This is a genomic window from Stenotrophomonas sp. STEN018, from assembly GCF_056760235.1.
This window is the reverse complement of record NZ_JBRREK010000071.1, coordinates 1-16,024: the sequence shown is the minus strand read 5'-3', so window position 1 is coordinate 16,024 and position 16,024 is coordinate 1. Positions and strand designations below refer to the sequence as shown.

At 64.4% G+C, this 16,024-nt stretch carries 14 protein-coding genes; 8 read left to right on the top strand and 6 right to left on the bottom strand.

Annotated elements, in window-relative coordinates; genetic code table 11:
- Positions 1 to 120 precede the first annotated feature (120 nt).
- From ACVOMB_RS18890 to metK, 5 genes are all read right to left on the bottom strand, one after another.
- Complete coding sequence (locus ACVOMB_RS18890; RefSeq protein WP_481532595.1) at positions 121 to 1,023, bottom strand: phosphatidate cytidylyltransferase; 903 nt, start codon at positions 1,021 to 1,023, stop codon at positions 121 to 123.
- Between the two features lie 77 nt (positions 1,024 to 1,100).
- The gene (locus ACVOMB_RS18885) at positions 1,101 to 1,694 is read right to left on the bottom strand and encodes a lysophospholipid acyltransferase family protein (protein WP_481532593.1); all 594 of its coding nucleotides are present in this window, start codon (positions 1,692 to 1,694) and stop codon (positions 1,101 to 1,103) included.
- Positions 1,694 to 2,317, bottom strand: coding sequence for a CDP-alcohol phosphatidyltransferase family protein (locus ACVOMB_RS18880; protein ID WP_481532592.1), 624 nt, complete (start codon positions 2,315 to 2,317; stop codon positions 1,694 to 1,696). Before ACVOMB_RS18880 ends, ACVOMB_RS18885 begins: the two co-directional genes overlap by 1 nt.
- A gap of 569 nt (positions 2,318 to 2,886) precedes the next feature.
- Entirely contained in the window at positions 2,887 to 4,101 is a 1,215-nt protein-coding gene (locus ACVOMB_RS18875) for a DUF1444 domain-containing protein (RefSeq protein WP_481532591.1), read from the bottom strand.
- Positions 4,102 to 4,231: 130 nt separating this feature from the next.
- A complete protein-coding gene (metK, locus tag ACVOMB_RS18870; protein WP_481532590.1) occupies positions 4,232 to 5,467 on the bottom strand; it encodes a methionine adenosyltransferase in 1,236 nt (411 codons plus the stop codon).
- A 194-nt stretch (positions 5,468 to 5,661) separates the two neighbouring features.
- Here metK and olsF point away from each other — a divergent pair, with 194 nt between their 5' ends.
- From olsF to ACVOMB_RS18835, 7 genes are all read left to right on the top strand, one after another.
- Positions 5,662 to 7,374 (top strand): bifunctional ornithine lipid synthase OlsF, encoded by a 1,713-nt coding sequence (olsF, locus tag ACVOMB_RS18865; RefSeq protein WP_481532589.1) that lies wholly within the window; start codon positions 5,662 to 5,664, stop codon positions 7,372 to 7,374.
- Positions 7,371 to 8,174, top strand: coding sequence for a UDP-2,3-diacylglucosamine diphosphatase (locus ACVOMB_RS18860; protein ID WP_481532588.1), 804 nt, complete (start codon positions 7,371 to 7,373; stop codon positions 8,172 to 8,174). Before olsF ends, ACVOMB_RS18860 begins: the two co-directional genes overlap by 4 nt.
- Before the next feature lie 66 nt (positions 8,175 to 8,240).
- The gene (locus tag ACVOMB_RS18855; RefSeq protein ID WP_481532594.1) at positions 8,241 to 9,626 is read left to right on the top strand and encodes a TolC family protein; all 1,386 of its coding nucleotides are present in this window, start codon (positions 8,241 to 8,243) and stop codon (positions 9,624 to 9,626) included.
- On the top strand, positions 9,623 to 10,633 hold the full coding sequence (locus ACVOMB_RS18850; RefSeq protein WP_481532587.1) for an HlyD family secretion protein: 1,011 nt from the start codon (positions 9,623 to 9,625) through the stop codon (positions 10,631 to 10,633). Before ACVOMB_RS18855 ends, ACVOMB_RS18850 begins: the two co-directional genes overlap by 4 nt.
- Positions 10,618 to 11,781: an ABC transporter permease gene (locus tag ACVOMB_RS18845; RefSeq protein ID WP_481532586.1), complete on the top strand. Its 1,164-nt coding sequence runs from the start codon at positions 10,618 to 10,620 to the stop codon at positions 11,779 to 11,781. The genes ACVOMB_RS18850 and ACVOMB_RS18845 overlap by 16 nt, the downstream gene beginning before the upstream one ends.
- A complete protein-coding gene (locus ACVOMB_RS18840) occupies positions 11,778 to 12,890 on the top strand; it encodes an ABC transporter permease (RefSeq protein WP_481532585.1) in 1,113 nt (370 codons plus the stop codon). Before ACVOMB_RS18845 ends, ACVOMB_RS18840 begins: the two co-directional genes overlap by 4 nt.
- 28 nt (positions 12,891 to 12,918) lie before the next feature.
- Entirely contained in the window at positions 12,919 to 13,974 is a 1,056-nt protein-coding gene (locus ACVOMB_RS18835; RefSeq protein WP_481532584.1) for a metal-dependent hydrolase, read from the top strand.
- On the opposite strand, the gene ACVOMB_RS18830 is transcribed toward ACVOMB_RS18835, so the two are convergent.
- Complete coding sequence (locus ACVOMB_RS18830; RefSeq protein WP_481532583.1) at positions 13,968 to 14,789, bottom strand: methyltransferase domain-containing protein; 822 nt, start codon at positions 14,787 to 14,789, stop codon at positions 13,968 to 13,970. The genes ACVOMB_RS18835 and ACVOMB_RS18830 overlap by 7 nt on opposite strands.
- Positions 14,790 to 15,144: 355 nt before the next feature.
- Between ACVOMB_RS18830 and ACVOMB_RS18825 the strand changes: the two genes are divergently transcribed.
- The gene (locus ACVOMB_RS18825) at positions 15,145 to 15,744 is read left to right on the top strand and encodes a nitroreductase family protein (RefSeq protein WP_481532582.1); all 600 of its coding nucleotides are present in this window, start codon (positions 15,145 to 15,147) and stop codon (positions 15,742 to 15,744) included.
- Positions 15,745 to 16,024: the final 280 nt, after the last annotated feature.

The following is a 16,024-nucleotide window of genomic DNA, read 5'->3' as shown; positions in this document are numbered from 1 at the left end:
CCCCCCCCCCCCCCCCGCCCACGGGGGGCGGGCCGGTGTGCCGCGCCCGCCCCCCGCCGCCCCTCGGCCCACCGCCGCCCCCCCGCCGCCCCCGCCGGCCCCCCCACTACATTTGCTGCGTTATTGGAAGTTGTAGCGCACCACGTGGAAGAACACTGGTGCCGAAAATACCACCGAATCCAAGCGATCCAGAATGCCGCCATGGCCTTCGATCATCTCGCCCCAGTCCTTGGCGCCTAGGCTGCGTTTCACCGCCGACAAGGCCAAGCCACCAAGGAAGCCGCAGATAACGATCAGCAGCGACAACGCCGCCGACTGCAGTGGTGAGAACGGGGTGATCCAGTACAGCGCGGCACCAACAGCTGTCGCAGCCAGGCCACCGCCGACCAAGCCTTCAACGGTCTTGGACGGGCTTACCAAGGGTGCAAGCAGGTGTTTGCCGAACAGTTTGCCGAACACGTACTGCAGCACGTCGCTGAGCTGTACCACCAACAGCAGGTAGAACAGCAGCATCAGGTTCTGCCCTTCGTAGCCGGGAATGCGCAGCAGCATCAGTGCCGGCGCATGGCTGAGGCAGAACACGGTGAGCATCACCCCCCACTGGATCTTGGTGTTGCGCTCCAGGAAGTTCTCGGTGTCACCGGATAGTGCCGATACCGCAGGCAAGGCAAGGAATCCGTACACCGGGATACACATGACAAACAGGCCGTACCAGTCGATGCCGATCAGCCAGTACTGCAGCGGGATGGCGATGTAGAAGCACAGGCACAGAGCGAGATGGTCGCCACGTCGTGTTGGCGTCAGTGAGATGAATTCACGCAGCGCAAAGAACGACAGCAGGCCGAAGAACACCAGCGTGGCGATCTTGCCGAGCACAAAGCAGAACAGCAGCACGGCGGCCATCGCCCACCACGCACGGATGCGCGCGTTGAGGTTGTCGACCACCGAGCCGGGTTTGATCCGGCCAAGAATGAAGCCGATCGAGCTGGCGAGGATCAGCACGCCGAATACGCCGCCAATCATCCACCAGAAGCTGGGCGGCGCGCGATCGATGGCCTGCTGCAGGAAACTGCCCAGCGGGAGCTGCAGGAATACGTTGTTCATGCCAGCTCCACCACCGCGTTGCGCGCGCGTTCCAGAAACTGCGCCTTGTCTTCATCGGGAATGCGGGCCAACGGAGGCCCAAAGCGCGCCGTGCACACCAGTGGTACCGGCACCATGCTGCCCTTGGGCAGCGCGCGACGTGCGTTGTCCAGGTACACCGGTACCAGTTCCACATGCGGGTAGTGCTGGGCCAGATGGAACAGGCCGGCCTTGAACGGCTGCGGCAGCGGCTCGTGGTTACGGGTGCCCTCCGGGAACAGGATCAACGAATCACCTGCATCCAGTGCGTCATGCAGCGGCTGCAGTGGATCGCCTTCGCACTTGCTGCGGTCGCGCTCGATCAACACCGCGTTGAAGCCCTTGTCGGCGATGACCTTGCGTACACCCTTGCTCCAGTAGTCGCGCGCGGCGACCGGGCGGGTGTGTTCGCGCAGCGCCGGTGGCAGTGCTGACCACAACGCCACTGTATCCAGATGGCTGGAGTGGTTGGCGAAGTAGATGCGCTGGGTGTCGGTAGGGCGGCTGCCAACCCAACGCGGGTAGGCACCAATAAAGACCTTGACGGCGGCGACCAGCAGGCTTGAAAGCATCAGGTGCCTGCCTTGAGTTGCGCGGCGATGGCGCGGGTGCGGGTGATGCAGGTCAACAGCGAGCCGGCCACGATGATGATGGCCGCGGCAGGCAGCACGTAGTGCGTGCGCGTGGTCAGTTGTTCGGTGATGGCCAGCACGCAGGCCGCGGTAAGCACGAACATGCGGTGCTGTTTGGCCATCGGTCCGCGGAAGTCCTGAGGCAAACCGAGGCTGGCACCGGACAGGCGCACATAGGCGGTGAGCGCGGCGAGCAGGGCGCCCAGCCAGCCCAGCCAAGGCATGCCCGCGGCGTAGCCGAGCGCGATGATCAGCAGCGAGTCGGCGATGCGGTCCGGGTACTCGTTGTAAAGCGCACCGGTCGGTGTCTGCTTGCCACCTTCCATCGCCACCATGCCGTCGAGCAGATTGCAGATCAGGCGAAGCTGGATGCAGATCGCGCAAGTCAGCAGGCCGAGCAGGTTGGGTGCTGCCAGCAGGCCCACCGCCGCGATTGCGGCGAAAAAGACGCTGAGTACCGAAATTTGGTTCGGTGTGATGGATGAGCGTGCCAACGCGGCGCTGAGGGCACGAGCCCAGCCGGTGGAACGGGCGGCAATTGGTCTACGGTCTTCCTTTCCCATGGGCCGATGGTAGTGCATTGGTCGTTATGGGGAACAGAGAGGAGGGTCCATGGCTGTTGTGTTGGGCTTGTTGGAGGGCTTTGGGAACCGCGGTGGCTATTGTTTTTGGCTCCGGCTCCGGCTCCGGCTCCGGCTTCGGCTTCGGCTGTGGCTGTGGCTGTGGCTCCGGCTCCGGCTTCGGCTTCGGCTTCGGCTTCGGCTGTGGCTTGGGCTCTGGTTGTGGCTGTCCCTTCTCCCGCGTGCGGGAGAAGGTGCCCGGAGGGCGGATGAGGGGGCTGTTGGATTTTCGTTTTTGTCTTTGCTAAATCAAGAGCCAAAGCCAGAGCCAGAGCTCCCCCTCATCCCAACCCTTCTCCCGCAGGCGGGAGAAGGGCTAAAGCAACAGCCACAGCTAAAGCAACAGCCACAGCTAAAGCAACAGCAACAGCAACAGCCACAGCCACAGCTAAAGCAACAGCCACAGCCACAGCCACAGCCACAGCTAGTTCAAAAGCTCAAAGCCAACAAAAAAAAATCCGTCCTCGCACGCAGCTTTCTTTGCTCAAACACTCTCAGCGCAGCAAACCAGCTCAAAGCGCCTGCAGTCGCGCGCGTGTCTCTGCATCCGGGAAACCAAGCGTGAGGTAGCGGGGCGGGTGGATATGCCGTGTATCTTCACGCAGCAGGTGACCGAGGATGGGTTGCGCCTGCTCCCAGTCAACCATCAGGGTCTCGGCTTCCCCGTCATCCACTGGCATCACCAGTACCAAACGGTCGGTGCGTGGAAGTGAGCTGGCAACCCCATCGGTCCAGGCGCACAGCGAAACCCGGTCTTCGCTGTGGACCATGAAACTGGCAACAAAAACATCTTCATCATGCTTCTGGTGCACCCGCTCCAATAGCTGCTTCTGCATCGCGTAGGCATCGGTGTCGAGTTCCAGTCGCAGTTGGCGCTGGCGTTCGCGCAGGCCAGCACCGGCCAGAACATGCGCATGCAGTTGCCCGTCGTCATATCGCAGCACTTCCCATGAAATGACGCGTCCATCGGCAAATGCGTTGGCGGCCAACTCCAGCATCTGCGCCTGCCCCTGCAGGTCGCCTTCGCCGGTGACCAGCAATACGTCACGGGTAGCCAGCATGAACACCGGCAGCCCGGCGACCGGCACCCTGTGCAGCAGGTCGGGTAGCAGGGCGCGGCTGCTGTCATAGGCGTCGCCCCATGCGGCCTGATAGACACCGGGCATGACCTCTACGAAGGGCTCATCGGGGCTTTCGCGCAGATTGCTGCGGGCGATGCTCAAGGCCTGATCGAAGTCGATGCCCCAGGCATCTTCCGGGCCGCGGGTGAGGGTGGCGGTGTGGTCGGGGTGGTCTACTGCCAGCAGCTCGACGCACTCCTCGCTCAGGCGGCGGTACTGGAGCTGCATCGGGGGAGCGTCCCAGCCATCCTGCTCGGCATGGTGCAGGTTGATCTCCTCAAGCTGGGTGATGCTGCGGATCAATGGGCGCAGCAGAGGCCGGGTCTGCTCCCAGCCCATCTCGGCATCGTTGTCGTGGATGCCGAGCAAGCGGCTGAAGGACTGCAATGCGTTGCGCTGCTGCCCGCGCGGGGCACCGAGATAGGCGTGGTAGGCGTTGTGCAGATTGAAGTAGGAGCCGTTGGCATGGCGGACGCGGAAGGTGTCCGCCTCATAGTCCAGTTCATGCGGGTAGCCATTGCTGCGCACCGCTTCCATGAACTTGCGGGCAAACCGGTCCGGGCCGGGCTTGTCCTTGAACAGATTGCCAAAAAATGCTGAAAACATGCCGACCTTCCCTGTGTGTGCCGCGCTTATCGTGTGCGGACGCGTCGGTACTTGGCAAGCGCAGATGTACGAAAAACAGACGGGCCGCTTGCGCGGCCCGTCCGGGTGGTGCTTTTACCTGCCGCCGAACTTACTTCAGCTTTGCAGCCTTGCGCAGGGCTTCGGCACGGTCGGTGTTCTCCCAGGAGAACGCAGTCGCGTTCTGGGTCTTGCCGTCGCCGTCGACGTACGAGAATTCCTTCGGCTTGCGACCGAAGTGGCCGTAAGCAGCGGTCTGCTGGTACATCGGGTGGATCAGGTCCAGCATCTTGATGATGCCGTACGGGCGCAGGTCGAAGTGGGCGCGGATCAGCTTCTCGATCTGTGCGTCCGAAATCTTGCCGGTGCCGAAGGTGGTGACCGAGATCGAGGTCGGCTGGGCTACGCCGATGGCGTAGGAGACCTGCACTTCGCACTTGTCAGCCAGGCCAGCAGCAACAACGTTCTTGGCGACGTAACGGGCAGCGTAAGCGGCCGAACGGTCAACCTTGGACGGGTCCTTGCCGGAGAACGCACCGCCACCGTGACGGGCCATGCCGCCGTAGGTGTCGACGATGATCTTGCGACCGGTCAGGCCGCAATCGCCCACCGGGCCGCCGATCACGAAGATGCCGGTCGGGTTGATGTGCACCTTGTTCTTCGGCAGTTTGTCCAGCCATGCCTTCGGCAGCACCGGCTTGAGGATGTGCTCGCGCACGGCCTCGACCAGATCCTTCTGCTTCACGCCCGGATCGTGCTGGGTCGACAGTACAACCGCGTCAAGACCTTCGATCTTGCCGTCCTGGCCGTAACGCAGGGTCACCTGGCTCTTGGCGTCCGGGCGCAGCCACGGCAACGGCGAGTTCTTCTTCTTGCGGACCTTGGCCTGCTGCTCGACCAGACGGTGCGAGTAGTAGATCGGCGCCGGCATGAATTCCGGGGCTTCATTGCAGGCATAGCCGAACATCAGGCCCTGGTCACCAGCGCCTTGCTCTTCCGGCTTCTTGGCCTTCTTGTTGGTGCCGTCAACGCCGGCAGCAATGTCGGGCGACTGCTTGCCCAGCATGTTGATGATGGCGCAGGTGTGGCCGTCGAAGCCGACATCGGAGTTGTTGTAGCCGATCTCGTTGATGACGTTGCGGGTCAGTTCTTCGATATCGACCCACGCCGAGGTGGTCACTTCGCCGGCGACAATTGCCGCACCGGTCTTGACCAGGGTTTCGCAGGCCACGCGGGCGCGTTTGTCCTGGGTCAGGATCGCGTCCAGCACCGCATCGGAGATCTGGTCGGCAATCTTGTCCGGATGGCCTTCGGAGACCGATTCGGAGGTGAACAGGTAGCTGGACATCGGGCTATATATCCCTTGATTCGGATGGAAAGATGGTCGCGGATGATACACGGTTGGCCGGGTGACGGAATAGTGCCGTTACCGCTGTTGCCATCCGGTTAAGGCGGGGTCACCGGATTGCCGCAAAACCGCAATCAGCCTGCCTTGTAGCAGGCGCAGGCTCCCGGCCAATGGGCCGTCAGGGAGAATCTGCCATGCAACAGATCGCGCATCGCCTGCAGCAACGCTATCCGGATTGGTTCAACGGCCCGCGCCGACACTTGGCAAAGCCGCTATTGCGTACAGTGGGACGCTGGTCACGTTTTGATCAGTTGGACGCCTTCCTGCGGCGTAGCGCAGGCCTGCAGGGCTTCGCCTTCGTCAGCGCCGCGCTGGGCTTCCTCGACGCCGGTTACGCGGTGGACGCGGCGGCGCTGGCGCGGATTCCGGCCAGTGGGCGGCTGCTGATCGTCGCCAATCACCCGTCCGGAGCGCTGGACGCACTGGCGCTGCTGGATGCGGTGGGGCGGGTGCGCAGCGACGTGCGGATCATCGCCAACGACATGCTGCTGGAGCTGGAACCGCTGCGCGAGCTGCTGCTACCGGTGCGCATCCTCGGTGGCAGCGCGCAGCGGGCCAGCCTGCAGGCGGTGGAGCAGGCGCTGCAGGCCGAGCAGTGCGTGATCGTATTCCCGGCCGGTGAGGTCTCGCGGTTGTCGCTGCAGGGTATCCGCGACGGCCGCTGGAACCGTGGCTTCGTCCGGTTCGCCCGCGCCTGCGACGCGCCGGTGCTGCCGGTACGGGTGCAGGCGCGCAACTCGGCCTTGTTCTACGGCGCCTCGGCGCTGTTCAAGCCGGCCGGCACCGCCTTGCTGGCGCGGGAGATGTTCGCCCGCCGCAAGCGCCCACTGCGCCTGCAGATCGGCCAGCTGATGCGGCTGGATGCGCAACAGGATCCGGTACGGCAGCTGCAGGCGGTGCGTGATGCGCTGTATGCGCTGGGCAAGGAGCAGCAGGGCGCCGAGTTGCAGGAGAGCAGCCCGCAGCCTTTGGCCGAACCGGTTGCTGCCGCCCAGGTCGCCGCCGCCATCGGGGCGACGGAACTGCTGGGCCAGACCAGCGACGGCAAGCAGATCCGTCTGGCCCAGTGCGCGGCCAACTCGCCCTTGCTGCTGGAGCTGGGCCGTCTGCGTGAGCTGACCTTCCGCGAAGTGGGCGAGGGCACCGGCCGCAGCCGCGACCTTGACGATTTCGACCCGCTCTATCAGCACATCGTGGTCTGGGATGCGCCGGCCCAGCGCATCGCCGGTGCCTACCGGGTGATGCGCGGTGCACCGGCCTTGGCGCGTAGTGGTCTGCAGGGCCTGTATACCGCCAGCCTGTTCCGTTACTCGGACGATGGCATCCCGCGTATCGCCGAGGGCATGGAGCTGGGCCGCAGCTTCGTGGTGCCCGAGTACTGGGGCAGTCGCAGCCTGGACTATCTATGGCAGGGCATCGGCGCCTACCTCGCCAGCCAGCCGGGGGTGCGCTACCTGTTTGGTGCGGTGTCGATCAGCGCCGCGCTGCCGCGCGGGGCGCGCGAGCAGCTGGTGGCCTATTACCAGCAGTACTACGGCGCTTGCCGCAGCCTGGCTGAGTCGAACCGACCATTTCAATACTTCGCTGCGCCGCCAAGCTTCGGTGAGCTGGACACGCAGGCTGCATTCGACGTGCTCAAGGCCAATCTGGCAACGCTCGGTACCAGCGTGCCTACGCTGTATCGGCAGTACACCGATCTGTGCGAGCCGGGTGGTGCGCGTTTCCTTGCGTTCGGTGTCGATCCGGATTTCAGCGATTCCATCGACGGCCTGATCGAAGTGGATCTGCAGGCGATCCGACCGCACAAGCGCAAACGCTATCTGCGCGATGCCGGAGCGCTGGCATGAGCACGGTGCCGGTGCTGCCGCCGCATCGGCGCGCAGTGTTCATCTCCGACACGCATCTGGGCGCTCGCCATTGCCACGCTGCCGAGTTGGCGCGCTTCCTCGGCAGCCTGCGCTGTGAACGCCTGTACCTGGTCGGCGACATCGTCGATCTGTGGTGGCTTTCCCATAAGCGAGCGACCTGGCAGCAGGCGCATAATGAGGTGATCGAAGCGCTGCATGCGCTGCGTCGCGCCGGCACCGAGATCATCTACATCCCCGGCAATCACGATGCACCACTGCGCCGCACCTGCGGCCTGATGCTTCCTGCCATGCAGGTGCGTCGTCGCGCCATCCACACCACCGTCGATGGCCGCCGCCTGCTGGTGGTGCATGGCGATGACTACGACGGTGCCACTCACTTTGGTGGCCTGCAGGAACGCTTCGGTGACTGGCTGTATTACCGCATCCTCACCGGTAACCGTCTGCTCAATGCCGCGCGTCGTCGGCTTGGGCTGCGCTACTGGTCGCTGTCGGAATTCCTCAAGCGGCAGAGTGGGGCGGCCGAGCGCTATATCGAACGCTTCGTGCAGGCCGGACTGGCCGACGTACGCAGGCGCGGTCTGGACGGCATCATCTGCGGCCATATCCACCGCGCCGCGCTGGTCGAACGCGATGGTCTGATCTACGCCAATGACGGCGACTGGGTGGAAAGCCTTACCGCGCTGGCCGAGGACCCGGATGGCAGCTTGCGCCTGCTCGATCATTCCGGCCGCAGCCTGGCCTGCCTGCCGGGTGCCGTGAGACTGGCGCAGGCGGCCTGATTACCCGGCTGACTTCTTCCTCACTCGGTGGGCGGCTATGCTGGGGCCAGCCAACGAGCAGGGAGTATCGGGGTGGCAGGCAAGCAACCAGCATCGGTCGCGATAGGGTTGTGTGTGCTGTGGATGCTGCTGGCGCAGCCGGCAACGGCCGCCGAAGTTGTGCCTGCGCTGAGTTATGAGCAGGCACGGCAGCGCTTGGAGCAGGTCTCCGATGCGCTGGCTGCCGCCGATGCAGGCGTGCGCAACAAGCTGGATCTGCAGGATGCCAGCCGCTACCTGCGGCTGCCGGAAATCACTGCCGACGTGCGCCGCATGCAGTTCCAGAAGACCTTGAACCTGCCGCTGGGTTCACTGGCGCCGGTCGCTGAAGCCTTCGGCATCGAGTCGCCGCTGGAATTCGGCGAGCGTGACTGGCGCACCCGTCCAATTGTTACTGCCAGCGTGCCCTTGTACAGCGGTGGCTTGATCCCGGCCGCGCAAGGCGCCGCACAGGCCGCCAGCGATCTGGCCCAGGCCGATCGTGAACTGCAGCGACAGTCGCTTTCGCTGCAACTGGTGCAGGCCTACTTCGGCCAGCAGTTGGCCGAGCAGGCGCTGCAGGTGCGCCGTGATGTGCGCGATGGCCTGCAGCGGCATCTCGAAGATGCACAGAAACTCGAGCGCGAGGGCTTCGCTACCAAAGCACAGCGCTTGCAGGCCAATGTCGCCCGCGACAAGGCCGAGCGTGAGTACCAGAAGGCAGTCAACGATCTGTCCACCCTGCAACAGGCCTTGGCCACCTTGCTGCGCAGCGGTGGCACGGTAGCGACTACGTCGCCGCTGTTCGTGATCAATGGGCCGGTCGGTGCGCGCGAGGAGTTCGAGCGTAGTGCCCAGCAGCGGCATCCGCAGGTTGGTCGGCTGCGTGCGCTTACCGCGCAGGCCGAGCAGGGTGTGCGTGCGCAGCAGGCCAAACTCAAACCGCAGATCTATCTGTTCGGTCAGTACGACCTGCGTCGTCGCGATGCGCTGCTGACAGACGCCGACTGGGCATTCGGCATCGGCCTGCGCTACACCTTCCTGTCGCCGACGGCGCGGCCGCTGCAGGTCAGCGCTGCGCGTGCGCAGTTGGAGCAGGCGCAGTCGGGCCTGAGCGAAGTGGAGAACCAGCTGCAGCTCGGCGTCGGCAAGGCCTGGAACGAATTGGAGACCGCCCGCGTGCAGTTCCAGCTGCTGGACAGCAGCATCGCCCAGGCTCAGGAAAACCTGCGCCTGCAGGAGCTGTCGTTCCGCGAAGGCCAATCCACCTCGCTGGATGTGATCGACGCACGGCTTGGCTTGGGTGGGGCACAGGTGGAGCGTGCACAGGCCGCCTATCAATTCGACGTGGCGCTGGCGCAGCTGCTGGAAGTGAGCGGTCAGCTGCAACGTTTTGACGACTACCGCCAACGCGCGGACAAGGTGCTGGAATGAGCGATTCGCTGCAGGTGGAAACCAATCCGCGGCAACGCCGCGTGTTTCTGATTGCCGGCGTGGTGCTGCTGGTGCTGGTGACGATCGGCCTGTGGCTGGGTCTGCGCAGTCCGCCGGACCAGGTGCAGGGCATGGCCGATGCCGACAACGTCAACGTCGCCGCCAAGGTCACCGCGCGCCTGCATCAGTTGCATGTGCGTGAGGGCGACCGGGTCAAGGCCGGGCAGGTGCTGTTCGATCTCGACAGCCCCGAGGTCGCCGCCAAGGAACGCCAGGCCGACGCGGTGGTCGCTGCTGCCACGGCGATGGCGTCCAAGGCCGAGGAGGGCGCACGCAGCGAGGACATCCGTGCTGCCGAAGCCAACTGGAAGCGCGCGCAGGCCGGCGCGGAGCTGGCGACCAGCACCTTCCGTCGGCTCGATAATCTTTATGCCGAAGGCGTGGTAAGCCGGCAGAAGCGCGACGAAGCGCAGGCACAGGCGCGTAGTGCCAACGAGCTGACCCGCGCGGCGCGCGCGCAGTACGACCTTGCCCTTGCCGGTGCACGGGTGCAGGACAAGGACGCGGCACTGGCGCAGGTGCGCCAAGCCGAGGGTGCCAAGGCCGAGGTCGATGCGGCCCGGCAGGAAACCCAGGGGCGCGCGCCGCTGGCCGGCGAGGTTGGCAAACGCATGGCCGATATCGGCGAACTGGTGCCGGCTGGCTATCCGGTTTTCACCCTGGTCGACATCGACCACATGTGGGTGGCGCTGAACCTGCGCGAGGACCAGATGAACGGGCTCAAGCCCGGAGCCCGTCTGCAGGGCACCATCCCGGCGCTGCAGGGCCGCAGTGCGACGTTCGAGGTCTACTTCATCAATCCGGCCGGTGACTACGCCACCTGGCGCAGCACCCGTCAGTCGTCCGGCTATGACGTGCGCAGTTTCGAAGTGCGGGCGCGGCCGCAGCAGCCGATCGAAGGATTCCGGCCGGGCATGAGTGTGCTGTTTGCATGGCCGCAGGACTGACACCGGGCAAGGCCTTCGCCGCCTCGCTGCGCCGCGAGTTGCAGCACTGGCGCAGCGACCGCTGGGAGCTGGCGCTGGTGACGGTGCTGCCACTGCTGTTGATGGCGCTGATGATGTGGTTGTTCTCCGGCTCGGTGCTGCGGCAGGTGCCGATCGCCTTGGTCGACCTGGACCACAGCCCGACCAGCCGTGGCCTGGCGCGTGCCATCGACGACAGCCCCGGCGTGCAGGTGGCAAGCCAGCCGGCCTCACTGCAGCAGGCCCAGGCACAGCTGCGTGCGTTGGAGGTGTTTGCGATCGTGCTGATACCACGCGACCTGAGCCGGCGCGCGCTGCGTGGCGAAACGGTGCCGGTCTACGCCTTCTACAACGCCACCTACATGGCGACCGGGCAATCGGCCTGGCGCGATATCGGCGATGCGGTGAGTGCCTATAACGCGCGCATGCTCAAGGAGCAGATCGCGCTTCAAGTTGGCCCGGCAAAATTGCGTGGGCCGCCGGTGACGGTGCAGGCAACGGTGCTGTACAACCCGGCGCGCAGCTATGAATTGTTCCTGCTGCCGCTGATCTTCCCGGCCATGCTGTCCTTGTTGGCTGCGCTTGCAGCCGGTGCCGCGTTTGGTCGCGAGCAGCGCGATGGTCTGCTTGGCAGCTGGTTGCAGCAGCGGCCGTGGGCAACGATGGCCGGCAAGCTGTCTCCGTATGTCGCCTTGTTCTCGCTGTATGGCGCTGCGGGGGTGATCTATCTCGCCTATGTGCGCGGTGATGGCATGGCCGGCAGCCTGTGGCTGATGCTGTTGGCGCAGCCGCTGTTCTACCTGGCTTGCTGCAGTTTTGCGCTGCTGTTCATCGCGCTGACCCGCGACATGTGCACCGGGTTGTCGGCGGTGGGCCTGACGATTGGTACCGCGTTGGCGTTTTCCGGCGCCACCTTTCCGGTGATCGAGGCACCGTTGTTCACCCGCATCTGGAACCTGTTGCTGCCGCTCACCGCCTACGTGCAGGTGCAGATGCAGCAGTTGTTCATGGGCGCGCCGTGGCAGGTATCGTTGCGGCCACTGACGGTATTGCTATTGATGACTCTGGTGGCCGGCGGCTTGGGTGCAGGCCTGCTGTTGCGTGCGGCCCGCCAGCAGGCGCGCGCATGAGCGGCTTCGTGACCAGCTTCCGCATCACCCTGCAGGCGATGTTCGCCGACCCGGCGGCGCGCGCGGTGATGATAGGCGCGGTGCTGTTGTACTCGTTCTTCTACCCGGCGGCGTATCGCCATCAGGTTGCCAGTGATCTGCCGATCGCGGTGGTGGATGCCGACCACAGCGCAACCAGTCGCGAGCTGATCCGGCATGTGGATGCACTGCTCGCGGTGCGGGTGATCAGTCAGCCGTCGGACCTGGCCCAGGCCAAGCAGCAACTGTTGAACGGAGAAGTGGATGGCATCGTGCTGATCCCGCAGCGGCTGGAACGCGACATCCTGCGCGGCGGCAGCGGGCAACTGGTGTTGCTGGGCAACGGCGCCTACCTGAGCCGGGCCAGTGCCATCCTCAACGGCCTGGCCGAGGGCATCACCGGCTTTGGTCGCCAACAGGCGCTGCGCCAGGCTGCCTTCATGGGCGCACCGCAGGCAGCGCCGCTGCAACTGGTGCAGCGCCCGCTGTACAACACCCGCGAAGGCTATGGCAGCAGTGTGGTGCCCGGTGTATCGGAACTGATCGTGCACCAGACCCTGCTGCTCGGTATCGGTGTACTGCTGGGCAGCCGCCGCGCGCAGCTGGGCCGGCGATTGCAGTTCGACCTGCCGACCTTGTCGGGCATGGCTCTTGCGTTCACTGTGGTGGCGGTGTGTGGGCTGCTGTACTACGTCGGCTTTACCGCCTGGGCGCAGGACTACCCGCGTGGCGGCAACATTCCCGGGATGTTGTTGGCGGTGCTGCTGTTCGCGCTGGCAACGGTGCCGTTCGGGATGTTCATCGCCAGCTTCTTTGATACCCGCGAGCGGGCCTTCCAATACGTCACCGCGGTGTCGATCCCGCTGTTCTTCCTGTCCAACCTGTCCTGGCCGGCGATCGCCTCGCCGCCAGCGCTGGTGGCGCTGGCCAAGTTGCTGCCGACCACCGCCGGCATCAACGCCATCGTCCGCACCCAGCAGTTGGGTGCGCGCCTGCCTGAGATCGGTGGCGAGCTGCTCAACCTGCTGTTGCTGGCGCTGCTGTACGGCGGCCTGATGCTGTGGCGACTGCATGGCCGGCGCCAGCGCTGAGCGCAGCGTTGGCTGCTAGCATCGGCGCATGGATTCCCTCAGCCAGATCGTTCTCGGTGGCGCCATCGCTGCCGCCATCACCCCCGCCGCGCATCGGCGCGCCGCCTTGCTTGCCGGTGCCGCATTGGCAACGCTGCCGGATCTGGACGGCTTGGCGATCATGGCCTTTACCGACAACCCGGTGAGCCTGATGACGGTGCACCGCAGCTTCAGCCACTCGCTGTTCGTGCTGCCTTTGCTCGGCACCTTGATCTGGTGGTTGTACAAGCGCTTCGGTCATGGCCGGGTTGCCCAGGCGCCAGTGCGCTGGTGGTGGGCGATGGTGCTGGCGCTGGTGACGCATCCGCTGCTGGATGCCTTCACCGTTTACGGGACGCAGCTGTGGTGGCCGCTGACGCCGCCACCGACGATGTGGTCGAGCGTCTTCATCATCGACCCGCTGTATACGATCTGGTTGTTGATCGCCTGCGGCATTGCCTGGTTCGCACGTGCACGGCCATTGGCGCAACGCGCGCTGGTCGCGGGATTGGTGTTGAGTACCGGCTATCTGGGCTGGTCGTTGATCGCCAAGGCGCAGGTGGAGCGGGTGGCCGCGCAGTCACTGGCGCATATGGGTTTGGCCGACGCGCCGCGTTTCTCGGTGCCGATGCCGTTCAACACCTTGCTGTGGCGGGTGGTGGCGATGACGCCGCAGGGCTATGTGGTCGGTGATCGCTCGCTGTGGGCCGATCACGGGCCGATGCAGTTCGAAGGCTATCCGTCGAATGTGCAGGCACTGCGGCAGGCGGCCGATGTGCCTGCTGTGCAGCGACTGAACTGGTTCAACCACGGCTTCATGCGCGCGCAGGTGGTGGATGACGAGCTGGTGCTCAGCGATCTGCGTATGGGGTTGGAGCCGGACTACAACTTCAACTTCGCCGTTGCCAGCGAACGCGATGGCCAGTGGCAGGCGATGCCGCCACGGCAGGTGCAGCCCGCGTATCGGCAGGCAGGCAATCGCGACATATTGAAGCAGCGCTTGGCGCAGATGTGGCAGCGTATCTGGCGGACGCCGGTGGCAACCGGCGCCGCCACAACTCAGTAGACGGTGGCGCGGGCCTGCACGAAGGAATAGAAAAACACCGCGTTGGGGTCGTTCTGCACCTGGGTGAACTCGGCGCGCATGCCGTCCACCGTGGCCTGATCAACCTTGCCGGCTTCGAGCAACTGCTCGGCGGCCGACAACAGCAACTCTTCCCACAACGCGAACATCACCTTGCGCCGCGCCGGCTCGCGGTTGTCCAGGTGCACGGTCTTGGTCTGTGTCTGCACATCGCGGAAACCGCCTGCCAGCAGCAGGTTGCCGAGCTTGGCACCGACGAACGGGTCGCCGCCGCTGTCGATCTGGAAATCGTTGAACGCCATCCAGTAGCGCCACAGGTTGGGCGAGTACGGATCGAGCAGGAACGAGGCATTCATCACCTCGGTGACGAACACCGGCGAGCCCGGGCTCAGCACCCGCCGTACTTCGGCCAGTGCGCGTGCAGGTGAGGGCACATGCTCCAGCACCCAGCACAGGAAGGCGCCATCGAAGCTGCGCGGTTCGAACGGCAGATCGGTGGCATTGGCGCGCTGGAACTCGACGCGCTCCTGCAGCCACGGCATCTGCGCCAGATGCGCATTGGCGGCAGCGAGCTGGCGCTCGTTGAGGTCGATGCCGGTGACCCGCAGCTCGGGGAAGCGGCGCAGCAGGATTTCGGTCTGCGCACCGACGCCGCTGCCGACTTCGAGGATGTGGCGCGAATTGCGGAAATCGATGTCGTGGAAGATCGCCGGTTCAAGCAGGCGTGCCTGCTTGCGCAGCCGCTCCTGCTCATTCGCGGAGAAGCCATGCAGATAAGGGAAGTCGTTGAGGGTCATAAAAACAGCGTCGTGCAGTGATCCGCTCAGTATCGCCAGCCGGTGTTACCGCGGCGCATGCATAACGGAACCCAGCATTGCGGTGCCGCAGGCAATGTCGGCGTGGCGCGGGTTTGCAGTCATCGGCCGCTGATAGCCATTGGTTCTGAGAATTCGCTGATTTGGAATCAGGCTTTGGTGAGAGCTTGGAGGGGAGCTTCCTGCGGGCGGAAAAGCGAAATCCGTATTTGTTCTAAAAATGAAACGAATTATTGGAATTTAAGTAATTGTTCTAATTTTGATGGCAAATACAATGGCGACCATCAAGCAAAGACCGGCGGTGTTGTCGGCCTGCTTTCCCCTGAAGGAAACGATCATGAACAGCCAAGTCATCTCCCTGTACAAGAAGCGCCGTTCCCAGTACGCCCTCGGCAAGCAGCTGCCGATCAGCCAGGACGACACCACCCAGCTGATCAAGCAGGCCATGCGCGAAGCGCCGTCGGCCTTCAACGCGCAGTCCTCGCGCGCGCTGATCCTGTTCGGTGACCACAGCCAGAAGTTCTGGGAGCTGACCAAGGAAGAACTGCGCAAGATCGTGCCGGCCGATGGCTTTGCCGCCACCGAAGCCAAGCTCAACAGCTTCGCCGCAGGTGCCGGCACGGTGCTGTACTTCGTCGATACCGACGTGGTGAAGGGTCTGCAGGAGCAGTTCGCCCTGTATGCCGACAACTTCCCGGTATGGGCCGAACAGTCCAACGGCATGGCCCAGTTCGCAGTGTGGACCGCGCTGGCTGACGCAGGCGTCGGTGCCAGCCTGCAGCATTACAACCCGCTGGTGGACGAACTGGTGCGCAAGCACTGGGGTGTGCACGGCAACTGGCAGCTGCGTGCACAGATGCCGTTCGGCTCGAATGAAGCTCCGTTCGGCGAAAAGACCTTCATGGAAGACGAAGCACGCTTCAAGGTGTTTGCCTGATCAAAGTGTCCGGCTGATTCCTGTCGACGCGGTTCTCTCCCCTGCGCGTCGATGACAGTCGAACGGGTCCATCAGCGCAAGCTGGTGGGCCTTTTTTTGGCGTGAACGGTAGTGCCGAGCCATGCTCGGCAGAGGCTTCATGCATAAACGGACAGATCGTCGGTAATGCCCCAGCCGAGCATGGCTTGTATGTTCCTCCCGGCTCCTACGAGGTATGTAGGAGCCAGGGTGGAGGGACCGTCAACATGATATCTGCGGATACCAGCCGACAGACGAGCCG